Raw genomic sequence first — 536 nt, 5'->3', positions numbered from 1 at the left:
TGGCGCCTGTCGATAGCGTCAAAAATACTGAGGCGGAAGCTTCTTGGTTATGACGCACAAACACACTGTGTTTCGGCAACGCCAACAACACTCGCGCTTTGCGAACCTGCTTCATTTCTTCTATGGCTTGAGCTAGCTGACGCTCACGGCTGAGCTTAAGACGTTCTTGCTCTAGGCGCTGAGAAACACCAAAGCCCATGTCTTGCAGCAGAATGTCATCGCCCGCTTCGGTCGCTTGATTGACGCCCGAACGCACCATGCCTAATTTGATTGAGTTGTACTCGCTCGACTCCACCGAAACAGTATTACCATCGAGTTTGTAATTGATTTTTTGCTGGTCAAGGTAATCCAGAACAGGGATCAGTTCTTCAGTGTCGTAAGCGCCAAGCGGACGCATTTCTGGTTCTTTTACCCAGAAGAACAACATCACGATTAACGCAACACAGATAGAGATCGATAGCACAAGCACGACCTGTCGAAGCAAATCGAGGTCGCCCACGGCCATATCGAATTTTGATGCACTGCGCTCTTCTAAA

The 536-nt window shown here is 49.1% G+C and carries 1 pseudogene; it reads right to left on the bottom strand.

Annotated features, from left to right (window positions below):
- Positions 1-536: pseudogene (locus R7190_RS30170) on the bottom strand (flagellar basal body M-ring protein FliF); the annotation flags it as partial.

Source organism: Vibrio sp. 1078-1, assembly GCF_033340475.1.
This window is presented reverse-complemented; position numbering and strand designations above follow the sequence as displayed.